Annotated in this window: 11 protein-coding genes; 1 reads left to right on the forward strand and 10 read right to left on the reverse strand. The window is 32.1% G+C overall.

Annotated features, from left to right (window positions below; all coding sequences use genetic code 11):
• Positions 1–88: 88 nt before the first annotated feature.
• From BLU40_RS13240 to BLU40_RS13285, 10 genes are all read right to left on the reverse strand, one after another.
• On the reverse strand, positions 89–898 hold the full coding sequence (locus BLU40_RS13240; protein WP_090124434.1) for an HAD family hydrolase: 810 nt from the start codon (positions 896–898) through the stop codon (positions 89–91).
• A 60-nt stretch (positions 899–958) separates the two neighbouring features.
• Positions 959–2,476: an alpha-L-fucosidase gene (locus tag BLU40_RS13245; RefSeq protein ID WP_090124437.1), complete on the reverse strand. Its 1,518-nt coding sequence runs from the start codon at positions 2,474–2,476 to the stop codon at positions 959–961.
• 4 nt (positions 2,477–2,480) lie between these two features.
• Complete coding sequence (locus tag BLU40_RS13250) at positions 2,481–4,277, reverse strand: arylsulfatase (protein WP_245729953.1); 1,797 nt, start codon at positions 4,275–4,277, stop codon at positions 2,481–2,483.
• A gap of 16 nt (positions 4,278–4,293) precedes the next feature.
• Positions 4,294–4,989: an L-rhamnose mutarotase gene (locus BLU40_RS13255; RefSeq protein WP_090124440.1), complete on the reverse strand. Its 696-nt coding sequence runs from the start codon at positions 4,987–4,989 to the stop codon at positions 4,294–4,296.
• 4 nt (positions 4,990–4,993) lie between these two features.
• Entirely contained in the window at positions 4,994–6,253 is a 1,260-nt protein-coding gene (fucP, locus tag BLU40_RS13260; protein ID WP_090124443.1) for an L-fucose:H+ symporter permease, read from the reverse strand.
• Between the two features lie 114 nt (positions 6,254–6,367).
• Entirely contained in the window at positions 6,368–7,387 is a 1,020-nt protein-coding gene (locus BLU40_RS13265; RefSeq protein WP_090124445.1) for a zinc-binding alcohol dehydrogenase family protein, read from the reverse strand.
• A 1-nt stretch (position 7,388) separates the two neighbouring features.
• Complete coding sequence (locus tag BLU40_RS13270) at positions 7,389–8,330, reverse strand: aldo/keto reductase (RefSeq protein WP_090124447.1); 942 nt, start codon at positions 8,328–8,330, stop codon at positions 7,389–7,391.
• Between the two features lie 10 nt (positions 8,331–8,340).
• Positions 8,341–9,102 (reverse strand): SDR family NAD(P)-dependent oxidoreductase, encoded by a 762-nt coding sequence (locus tag BLU40_RS13275; protein ID WP_090124450.1) that lies wholly within the window; start codon positions 9,100–9,102, stop codon positions 8,341–8,343.
• Position 9,103: 1 nt separating this feature from the next.
• Entirely contained in the window at positions 9,104–10,186 is a 1,083-nt protein-coding gene (locus tag BLU40_RS13280) for a mandelate racemase/muconate lactonizing enzyme family protein (protein ID WP_090124453.1), read from the reverse strand.
• A gap of 30 nt (positions 10,187–10,216) precedes the next feature.
• On the reverse strand, positions 10,217–11,572 hold the full coding sequence (locus tag BLU40_RS13285) for a family 43 glycosylhydrolase (protein WP_090124456.1): 1,356 nt from the start codon (positions 11,570–11,572) through the stop codon (positions 10,217–10,219).
• Positions 11,573–11,717: 145 nt separating this feature from the next.
• On the opposite strand from BLU40_RS13285, the gene BLU40_RS13290 reads away from it, so the two are divergent.
• Positions 11,718–12,569 carry an AraC family transcriptional regulator gene (locus BLU40_RS13290; RefSeq protein ID WP_090124459.1) on the forward strand — a complete coding sequence of 284 codons (852 nt, stop codon included), beginning with the start codon at positions 11,718–11,720 and terminating at the stop codon, positions 12,567–12,569.
• Positions 12,570–12,640: the final 71 nt, after the last annotated feature.

Below are 12,640 nucleotides of genomic sequence, written 5' to 3' on the forward strand. Positions count from 1 at the left end.
GCTAAATAGATTCCTGCCTACGCAGGAATGACAGAAAACAACCAATACTATGTCATACCTGCGAAGGCAGGTATCCAAAAAATTAAACTTATTCTCTTGAATTTATTACCTGTTCAAGAATATATTCAACGCCATTTTCATCATTTGTTTTTGTTTGATAATTAGAAACCTCTTTAACCTTTGGATGTGCATTTTCCATTGCGTAACTAAAGTCTGCTAATTCCAGCATTTTTAGGTCGTTATTATAATCTCCAAAAACCATAGTTTCTTCTTTAGAAATTTTTAATTGCTTCTGAAGAATATTTAAAGCAAAGCCTTTGTTTGCGTTAGAATGAGAAATGTCTAGCCAATTTTTTCCAGAAACAATTACTTGCAAATCATTTTCTAAATGTTGTACAGCAGGATAAATGTTAGTTTCAGAACAATCAAAATTATAAGCTGCAATTTTAAAAAAGGTGTCATCAGTTACTGCAGTTATATCATCTACAATTTCATAAGACGAATAGTAGTTTTTAAACATATTAATAAATTTCTCATCTTTAGTTTCAATATAAGCAGCTTTTTTACCACAAAGAACAATGTAAACATGCTCTAATTTACGTAGTGTATTAATGCAGTTTGTAATGTATTCTGTTGGTAAATTAGAAGTGAATAATTCTTTATCTCCTTCCATTGCAAAAGCACCGTTTTCAGCAACTATTGTAATTTCATTTTGAATGCTTTCATCAAATCTATCTATGATACTAAAGTATTGTCTTCCGCTTGCCGCAATAAATTTAATGTCGTGTTTTTTTAAATTGTTGTATATGCTTAAAAAATTACTGCTAATCTCACTTTTTGAGTTTAACAGAGTTCCATCCATATCCGTAACTACTAATTTTACTTTTGAAAAATCCATATCTAATATTGAAGTGCAAAAATAGAATTAATCTTAACATTTGTTTTTAAATCAGTATTATTAAATAAATAATTTTTTTATTTTAAACACCCAAGCATAATCTAAATTAACATTTTTAGGAAAATTAATTGTTAAATTTTCTTCTGATTGAGAGAATTCAACTTTTCCTTTATAACCAAGTAATTCAATAGTCTTTACCTTTATTTTTGAAGTGTTTAGGTACTTAATTTTTATGTCTTCTGTTGGTGGAACCAAAACCGTAGCATATAAATTATTGTTATTAGTTGTAAAACGAATATCCTCCTGAGTAAATCCTTTATTTTTTCCTTCAGAAAGATGTCCGGTTTCGGTTTTTGTTGGACCTTCGCCATATACATCGTAGTATTTTGAACCGTAAATAGCTTCTCCGTTTACTTTTAACCATTTACCCATATCTAACAATGTTTTTTTCTGGTCATCAGGAATAATTCCATCTTTTCTAGGACCAATATTCAATAATAAACAGCCGTTTTTACTTACAATATCAACTAAATCTGCAATTAAACTTTCGGCAGATTTTGGTTGCCAATCTTCAACATAATACCACGAGTTTTTTCCAATGGAAGTATCCGTTTGCCAATAAGCGGTTCTTAACGAATCCATTTTACTTCGTTCTAAATCCAGCATATGAGTTCCGGCTTTGTACGACTCGTAGTTTAGATTTTTTGTTTGTAAAACCACATCTTTATCTCTTTTTAATCCTGAATTGTAATAGTACGAAGCTAACTTTTTATGATACGGAGCAAATTCTGGTCGGTCTAAATAAAAATCGAACCAAAAAACATCTGGTTGGTATTTGTCAATAATTTCTTTGGTACGTGGCCACCAAGTATCAGCAAGCCATTCTTTACTTGCAGGAGTATTTGCTGGGTGTTGAGGTGCATAAAGGTCTGCGTATTTTGGATTTCCTGTATCAAAATATTCCTGTTGATTGTAAAAATTCCAGTTGAATGCCAAGTGAGAACTTGCACCAAAAATTAATCCTTGATTTTTAATTTCATCAGCTAATTCTTTAAAAACGTCTCTTTTTGGCCCCATAGTAACCGCGTTGTACGGTGTAATACTAGATTCGTAAATTGCATACCCATCGTGGTGTTCAGCAACAGGAATTACGTATTGCGCTCCGGCTTCTTTAAATAAACTCACCCAATCTTTTGGATTGAAGTTTTCCATTGTCCACATTGGAATAATGTCCTTGTATCCAACTTTGCTGTGCTCACCAAATTTTTCAATATGATGTAGGTAGGCTTTGTGTGGTTTTGTTCCTTTTACTTCACCAGTAATATGGTCTATATGACCTTTATCGTGATACATCCATCTTGAATACCAATCGGAGTTCATTTCAGCTACAGAATGTGGTCCCCAGTGAATAAAAATTCCGAATTTGGCATCTTTCATCCATTGTGGAATTTTATAGTTTTTTAGACTCTCCCAATTCTCTTCATACGTAAATGATTCTTGTTTTACGCTTTTTTCTTTTTTACTATTACAACCAAAAGTTAGAAATATTAATAGCAGTAGAATACTAATTTTTTTCATTGTTTTAAATTTTTGTTAAGTACACGTAATAAGCACCTGCAATAACATTTTTCTGCTTATCCAAAAGTGTTCCTTTTACGGTGTTAAATCCTTTTTTAAGTTTTATATCGAATGTAATTTGTGTATCCGTTTCGGTTATATTTTTTATTGCTGAAAACTCTCCAACTTCAAGTTTTGCAAATGCTACAGGTAAAGATTTCATTTCATTCCCGTAGATAAGTTTTTCAATTTTACCTGTTGAATCAAACGCATCCACTTTTTTATTTTTGAAGGAAGGAATTCCCAGAAAGGTAGTATTAGCTTCACGTGGCCATCTTCTAATTTCAAAATTATACATTCCTTCTGAAGCGACTTCAATTTCCCAACTTCCAGAAAGCGGACTTCCTTTCGCAATTTGAGCGTGATTCCACGGAACTTTTGGTAAATACCAGTCTGAAGAAGAAAGAAATAATTCGTTTGAAACTGAATTTCCAATTATTGGTCGTGGTTTTTCTCTATCGTTTGGAGTTACCAGTTTCCAATATTTTGAATGTGCTTTTTGAATTTTTTTAACAACTTTCGGATACTTTTCAATCACATTATTTTTTTGAGAAAAATCTGTTGATAAATCATACAATTCCTTATTGTCAATCAATCTCCAATTATCCATCATTCCGACAGTTTGCCACCAAGATTGCGCTTTAAAAGTACGTTGATTTTCTACAAATAAAATTCGTTTTGAAAGTGTTTTTTCTGGTTTAAATAACTGTTTTTTAAAACTTCTACCATCAAAACTTACGTCTTTAGGCTTATTTAAATTACAAACATCAATTAATGTTGGAAGCAAATCAATATGAGCGGTTACATCTTTTACTTCAGAATTTTGAGCAATATTTCCATTTGGCCAATGCACAAAAAACAGAACTCTATGACCACCTTCGTAAACTTGTGTTTTTTGTCCACGCATTCCGGCATTGTAAAGTTTTACGCCTGCTGTTCCACCATTGTCAGACATAAAAATAAGAATAGTGTTATTAGCTTTTCCAGATGCTTCTAAAGCCTTTCTTAACTTTCCAATATTTTGATCAACACGATCAATTCCGGCGAAGAAATAGGCAACCCAATCAGAAATTTTCCCTTTGTATTTATCAATCATTGATGCATTTGGAACAGTATGCGGATGATGCGGTAAATAGGTAGCCAGATACACAAAAAATGGTTTTTCATCTTCTGAATTTGTTATAAAATCAATGGCGGAATCAAAAAATACATCTGGAGCGTAACCTTCTCTGTATTCACGCTTTCCATTGTGTATATAATAATCATTTACTCTGTCGTTATAGAAATAATCATCAGTTGTTCCGGTTCCGCCGTCTCCGTGACCTAACCATTCGTCAAAACCTCTGTCCATTGGTCTGTACGGATAATTTGCTCCTAAATGCCATTTTCCAAATAAACTGGTTTTGTAACCTGAGTTTTTAAATACATCTGCCATTGTCACTTCGGAAGCTCTTAAATGATTTCCGCCACATACGGTATGCCAAACACCAACGTTATGTGAATATTTTCCAGTTAATAAAGCAGAACGAGTAGGAGCGCAGGTTGGATCTACGTGAAAGTTTGTGAAACGTACAGATTCTGAATATAACTTATCCATATTTGGAGTTTTTATAACCGGATTTCCGTGACAACTTAAATCACCGTACCCTTGATCATCTGTAAGAATTACAATTATATTTGGACGATTTTGAGCATTCCCTAAAACAGAAAATAATAACAGTATTAAAAGACTGAATGTTCTTGATTGTATGTTTAAGTTCACTTTATTAAGATTTGAATTAAACCGGAAGCATATCCTGCCATTTTTCTTGAATAGAACTATTTGGGTTTGTTCGCTGAAATTTAGCTACATAAGTTTGCCACTCTTCTTCCCTTGGTAGTTTTTGCCATTTTGGACCAATTTCTTCTAAATTGAAATCAGGAATGGTATCCATTATTAAGATAGCTTGTGTTCCGGATAAGTAAATTTCCATATCCTTAACACCAACTTGTTTCATGTTATTTGTAATCTCTGGCCACGCTTGTCCCATACTGTGAACTCTTTTGTATTCAGCCATTAATTCAGGGTTTTCTTCTAGCAATAAGGTCCAAACGAAACGTTTTTTAGCACCAATATCTGTTTTTAATTGTCCTTCTTTGGAATTATAAACCTTCTTTTGTTCAAATTTATAAATTCGTTCTAATGGTGAATTTTCAAATGAAAATGATAGATTTTCTTTCTGAAAAACGTGTTGAAAATCTATATCTGAATTGATGCTTTTTAATGCACTATTCATACTTAAACTATGCAGTGTTGGTACAGTATCTATGAGTAAAAAGAAGTCGTTTTCCTTTTTATAAACTTCAAACGAAAGAATCCCAACTTCTTTCAATTTTTGTTGAATTTCTTCAGAATTTAATTGTTCTAATACTTCAGAAAAAGAATTGTTTTCAGAAGTGATTAAATACGTAAATCTTCGGAACTGATTTTTCATTTGGCTATGCTTTAATGTTTACCTTGTATCCTTTTATTCCGAAGAATAATAGATATACGTAACAGATTAGTGGGATAATGAATGAATATTTAATTCCAGCAGTATCAGAGATGTATCCCATTAGTGGTGGTACAATTGCTCCACCAACAATTCCTAATAAGAAAACTGAAGAACCTGTTTTTGTATATTCTTTTAAATCTTTCATACTTAAACTGAAAATGATAGGGTAGATGATAGATGTAAAGAATCCAACAATTGATAAGCAAGCTAAAGAAAAATGACCGTTTGTTCCAATAGCTAAACTTACCATTGCAAAGGCACTTATACTACAAAATACCAATACGTGTTGAGGTTTAAATCTTTTTAAAATATAAACACCTAACAGTCTTCCAACTAAAACCAAAGCCATAAAAGCTGTAATGTATTGTGCTGATTTTTGTTCAGTTAATTCTGGTAAATTAAACCATTTTGCATAACGAATAATAAAACTTACAATACCAACTTCGGCACCTACATAAAAGAATTCAGCACCAACTCCGTATAGCGTATGTTTGAATTTAAAAATATCTTTTAAAGATTTTTTATCTCCACCTTCTTCTTCTTTAATTACAGGCAATTTTGTAAAAACTACTATCAAAGCTATAACAACCAAAATAGCACCAAGAATTATATAAGGAGGTTTTACTAAATCCGCCTCTCCTGATAGAAATGTATTCAATTCAGTAGGAGAAAAAGCATCGATGGTTGATTGAGGCACATCTACTTCGTGTAAAAGAAGCACTGCTGCCAATGAAGGTGCAATAGTAGCTCCTAAAGAACCAATTGCAGCAGCCATACTTAAACGGCTTGAAGCTCCTTCAGGATCTCCAAGTTTGGTAATGTATGGAGATGCTGTTACTTCTAAAATGGCAAAACCAGCTGCCATAACAAATAATGCTGCTAGAAAAAATGAATATACACGAGTTTCAGCAGCCGGGTAAAACATAAAAGCTCCTACAGCTGCAATTGCTAATCCTGTAATCATTCCCATTTTGTAACCTTTTTTCTGAATATACCACCCTGCAGGTAAAGCCATAACAAAATAAGCACCAAAAAATGCAGATTGAACTAATGATGATTGAAAGTCGGTTAATTGACAAGCTCTTTTTAAATGTGGTATTAAAACATCGTTAATATTTCTACTTAAATTCCAGAAAAACATTAATGCCATTACGATGATTAACGGCACTAAATATTGTGAATAATTTGCTTTTTTTTCTTGCATTGGTATTGTTTTAGGTAACTTTTTAAGTCTGTTTCGTCACTCTGAACTTGTTTCCGAGTCTTAATTTTTATTAATGATGAGATGCTGAAACGAGTTCAGCATGACGAGTTACTGTTAATTAATTTCTATAATCGCTTTGATTAAATCTTTTTCTGAATATAATTTTTCGAATTCGGTTGTAACGTCATCAAAATTTATTCTATGAGTAATGAATGATGTAGCATCAATTTTTCCGGCTTCAATTAATCTAATGATTCTTCCGAAATCTTCTCCCATTGCGGCTCTACTTGCTTTTAATGTCAATTCTTTTTTATGAAAACTTGGATCGTGGAAAACAACATCACCCATAAAAAGTCCAATAAAAACAATAGTTCCACCAGCAGCTGCATATTTAAAGGTATTCATCATTGAAGTTGAATTTCCTGTGGCATCTAAAATTACCGTAGGTAAATCTCCGTTTAAAAGAGTTTTTAATTCTTCTTCAACATTACTTGAGGCATTGATAGTATCTTTTACTTTGGTAATCTCTTGACAACTTTTCAATTTTGCATCATCAATATCCATTGCAATAACTCTTGCGCCTTTTAATTGCACAAATTGAATAGTTCCCAAACCAATTGGTCCACAACCAATTACCAAAACAATATCATTTTCGTCAATATCAGCTCTATCAACAGCATGACAACCTATTGCCAATGGTTCAATCATTGCTAATTGATCATCAGTTAATGAGTTAGTTGCGTGCAAAAATTTAGCAGGATACACAAAATACTCTTGCATTCCGCCGTCAACGTGTACACCTAAAACTCTTAAATTATCGCCACAATTTGGTTTGCCGTTTCGAACTGCTTGATTTACTCCTTCGTTATAATAAGGTTCAACCGAACAACGGTCTCCAATTTTTACATTGGTAACATCATCTGCTACTGCAACAACTTCAACAGCCAATTCGTGCCCTAAAATTTTAGGATAGCTAAAAAATGGTTGTTGTCCTTTAAAAGCGTGTAAATCTGTTCCACAAACACCAATTTTATTCACTTTTAATAACACATTTCCCGAAGCTAATTCTTCATTTGGTTGTTCAATATCTAGTTTTTCCCAGATTCCTGGTTCTTTTAATCGTACTACTTTCATTTTAATTTGATTTAATGCAAGCTGTTACTTCGTTAAACAATTCTTCTGTTAATTTTCCGGCATTCCAATCGTCAATAGTTGCTTTTATTTGCGCTGGAGTTCTTGCTCCCATAACAACTCTATCTGCCTCTTTTATTGAAAATAAATAGCGTTGCGATAAGGTAGCTAGCGACATTCCATATTTATCGGCAACCGCTTTTACTCTAATAGCATTTTCTAAATCTAACTGTGTAATCCATTCTCCATCAACACCTTCTTTTTTGTATTGTTCAAAGCGATTTCCTAATAATGAAAAGTGTAGGGCAGAAGCTGCGTAATAAGCAATTCCCTCATTGTGATATTTTTGAATTTCGCCATTAAATGCAGATAAATTACAAGCATCCATATGTAAAAAACCAGAAACAACATCAAAGTTTTCTTTGGTAACGAAAGGCATAAATTCTTGAGAAGGATTCCCGCCAACACCAATTGATTTTACTAATCCTTCAGACTTAAAACCTTTTAAAGTTGTTAGAATTTCATCAATATTTTTTAAAGGAACTAGTTGAGGTTCGTGTAAGAAAAGTAAATCTATAACATCAAGATTTAAAGTTTTTAAACTATTTTCTAAACTACGTTTTAAACCATCTGCACTGTAATCTAATTTGGTTTCAAAGGCATCTTTTCCTTTTAATCGCCCAATTTTTGTGCTTACAAAAGGCTTTTTACCTTGCCACTCTTTTAGTGCCATTCCTACATAATATTCTGCATTGGCATAAGATGGAGCAGTATCTAAAGCCTCAATTCCATTTTCAAAAGCATAAAGCAATGCATCAATAGAATCTCTTTGGTCTACTTTACCCCAAACACCACCTAAACCTGAAGTTCCGTAAACGAGTCTACTTTCGTTATTAAAAGCAGGACTTTTTGAATGATCACCTGTTATATATGTTGGTTTTTTCATTGTTTTTAATTTAAAAGTTTACAGTTGCACCACCATCTACTGGAAGTACAACACCTGTAATATATTTTGCAGCTTCAGAACTTAAAAACACAGCTGCATTACCAATATCGCTTGTTTGTCCAAAATGGTCCATTGCAATTCGGTTAGTAATTTGCTGTTTTCTCTGCGGATCATTATTGATTGCATTTAAAAACATATTAGATTCTATCCATCCTGGTGCAATTGCATTTACACGTACATTGCTTGTAGAATATTCTGTAACTAAAGCATTTACTAATCCTGTTAGTGCAGTTTTTGAAGTTCCGTAAGCTACTACTTTATCAATACCAAATAATCCTGCCATAGAACCAATCATAATAATTGATCCTTTTTTCCTTTTCAACATATATTTTGCACATTCTCTAGTTAAAGAAAATACACTAATTACATTGGTTTGTAGAATCTTTTCAAAATCTTCATCAGCAGTTTCTTGCGCCATTCCTTTATAATGAATTCCAGCATTGTTAACCAAAATTTCAATAGGTCCAATATTAGTTTCAATATTTTTTACCAAGTTTGGAATTTCCTTTTTATTGGTAATATCATTTACTCGATAATGTGCATTTTTTCCTAATTCAGCAACTGCTTCTTTTAAAACTTCTTCTCTTCTTCCGGTTAAAACTACTGTAGCACCTGCTTCAACGTATGCTTTTGCAATACCAAGTCCAATTCCTGTTCCACCACCGGTAATTAATGCAATTTTATTCTCTAATGAAAAAACTTCTAATCCCATATTATTTTATTTCAGTTAAACAATCATCTATAAAATTGAATCCCCAACCAGGTAAATCGTGTGGTTGTGCACAACCATCTTTAAGCACCATTGGATTGTCAATTAATGGATCTACCCAATCGAACGATTCTGCACCAACTCCGTTTGGGATTGTACATAATAACGGTACATCATAATCTTTGTAATAATGAGGTAATACTGGTAAGTTGAAACTTTGTGCCAATGCTGCACTTTCTCTCCATTTTTCAACACCACCAATTCTTAAAATATCTGGTTGCCAAATATCTAACGCATTTCTGCTAGCTAATTCTCTTAAAGGTAAAGTGTCAAATTCACGCTCTCCCATTGCTAAAGAAATTCCTGCTTGATTTTTCAAAATTTCAAAAGCTTGGAAATTTTGATGATTAACTGGCTCTTCAAACCAATTAATATTTAATTCTTTTGCTTGACGTGACAACTTCATTGCAGATGGTAAATCCATACCTTGATTAGCATCCATCATAATATCAACCTTATCACCAACTGCTTCACGTACCAAACGTAAACGCTCTACATCTGTACTTACTTTTGGTGAACCAACTTTAATTTTTACTGCTTTAAATCCTCTATTGGCGTAATCTGTAACTTCTTCGATAAGTTCGTCAATAGAATAAGAAATCCAACCTCCACTGCCATAAATAGATACTTTTTCTTTACAAACACCCAAAATTTTATGAACAGGTTGGTTTAAAGTTTTCCCCCAAGCATCCCACATTGCAATATTTACCGCAGCTTGAGCCCATCTATTAATACCTTGATTACCAAAATATTCTCCTAAATGATCTAATTTGTCATATACGATTCCCATCTCATTGGTTTTATGTCCAATAATATGCGGAATAACATCTTTCAAAGCTCCAACAATAGCATTTGGCGAATACTGAAATGATAATAAATAAGACTCTCCCACTACACCATTTTCTAGTTGAATTCGAAGTATTAAAAACGAAATTTCTGTTAGCGTATGGGTAGCATCAGATATTGGTTTTTTTAAATTGGTTACTGCTTTGTAAATTTTTACATCTCTAATTTCTAAATCTTTCATTTTAATGCTTTATTAAATAGCTTTATAATTTTATTTAAATTTTATCCAGTCCAGTTCAACAGAATTTTCAACATCGCTTTTAAAAACGCACACAATATTGACAATACCTTTAGGACTATATTTGATTTTTTTTCTAATTGATACCCATTTATTTTGAGTATTATTAATAGAAATTTTTGCAATTAACTTTCCATTAATTGAATTCTCTCGAATTTCAATAATCGGTTTATCAGAATTGCTTTTAACATTTAATTGTATACTTTTTATTTTAGTGTCGAAGTTTACTGCATTGTAACTAACCCAAGCGTTTGGTTTTACATTGGTTATTTTCCATTCTGGAATTCCTGCTTTTTTAGTAAAATCTACTTTTGCATTTTCAATTTTACTATATCTATCTATTTCAATTTTTTTAAGAGCAGGATGAATTCCAACACCTCTCAATGTTGGTTTTACTTTTTTGATAGTTCCATCATTATTGAAGAATAAGCTATCTACACAGGTTGAACGTAGGTTGCCAGCCTTTGAAATATGATTGTAATGATAAAAGAAATACCATTGTCTTTTATAGTTAACTATAGAATGGTGATTGGTCCATTGATCTTTAAATCTATCCATTATTGTTCCCTTAAACTCAAAAGGCCCTAATGGATTATTACTAATTGCATACGCAATTTCTTCTGTACTGTTTTTAGTATCGTAGTTTAGAGGAAAGGTTAGGTAATAGGTTTCATTTCTTTTAAAAACAAAAGGTCCTTCTTTGTATTCTTGAGGTAAACCCTTTATAGCTATAGTTTCACCTTCAATAGATTTCATAGCATCAGAAAGTTTTACAACTTTTAACGAATTTCCTTTTCCTCCTCCCCAATACATATAAGCTTGGCCATCATCGTCTATAAATGGATTTGGATCTATTCCTTTTAAGCCTTTTATATAATTTGGTTCTATTGTAAATGGACCTTCTGGATTTTTTGCTGTAGCAAGTCCCGTTTGACGAAAACCACTTTTGTCAGCTGGTGTGTTAGGGAAATAGTAATAGTAAGTCCCATTCTTGTAGGTAATACAAGGCGCCCACATACCATACCCGTTTTTTAAACCCCAAGGCACATCATTTTGTGCAACAATAACTCCGTGATCTGTGTAATTAACCAAATCTGTTGTAGAGAAAGCGTGATAATCGGTCATTACATGACCGTGATTCTCTTTTTTAGCTCCCAATTTTTCCCATTCAGGATTCCATTGAACATCATGAGATGGATATATATATAATTTATTATTATAAACTCTTGCAGTAGGGTCTGCAGTATAAATATTTGTAATAATTGGGTTTTGTGCCCAACTCTGGATTGAGAAGCTTAAAAAACTAATGAATACTATAAGTTGTTTCATACTGAATTATTGATGTTACAAATATCTCTATTTTGAAGGATGAAATTATATATCATTTTACAGTAGTTGTGCACTATATTGATTATATTAGGTATCAAATAGTTTATTTAATCAATATGATGTTCTTTTTTGCTAATTTTGTTTTATGAAAGCTCAACTAAAACAAGTTACAACATCTCCAGATAATTCATTCAGGGTTAAGCTTTTTGAAGAAAAAGAATTTAAGGCCGAATGGCATTTCCACCCACAATATGAACTCACTTTTATGATTCAAAGCTCAGGAATAAGATATGTTGGAGATTCTATGCAGCAATTTAATAGGGGAGATTTGGTTTTAGTAGGTAAAAATGTTCCGCATTCTTGGAAAACTATTGATGCTAAAAATAAGCCTGTTAAATGCGTAATAATACAATGGGATGATTCATTATTGAACAATTGGCTTGATAAACCTGAATTTACAAGTATTAAAAAACTCTTATCAAAATCGAGTTACGGTATTTGGTTTGATGAGAAAACGGCTCTTTCTTTTGAGAATTTATTTAGTGTTATTTATGAACAAACTCCATTTGAACGAATTTTAACTTTTTTAAAAATATTAGATGTTTTAGCAACAAAGGCAAAAATAAAATTGTTAGCAGGTCCTAGTTTTGGTAAAGACCTTTCGTTAAAAGAAAGTACTAGAGTAAACATAATTAATAGTTATATAAAAGATAATTATCAAAATGAACCTTCGTTAACCGAATTATCAAATAAGTTATCTCTAAGTAAAGAAGCTTTTTGCCGCTTTTTTAAAAAAACTTTTGATAAAACATATTCAAGTTATGTTAATGAATATAAAATAACCATTGCTAGTAAAATGCTAATAGAAACAGATTTGTCTGTATCACAAATAGGGTATGCTTCAGGGTTTAACAATTTATCTTTTTTTTATAGGCAGTTTAAAAAGTACAAGCAAAAATCTCCTAGCTCTTATAGGCAATTATATCAACGAATTTAACATAGTCATGAAGTTTAATTTGCCATTTTTAATTAGAAGTTTGAAGAAGATGTTTTATAAAACACGATAAA

Origin of the sequence: Lutibacter oricola (genome assembly GCF_900106565.1) — a bacterium.
Classification (GTDB): Bacteria; Bacteroidota; Bacteroidia; order Flavobacteriales; family Flavobacteriaceae; genus Lutibacter; species Lutibacter oricola.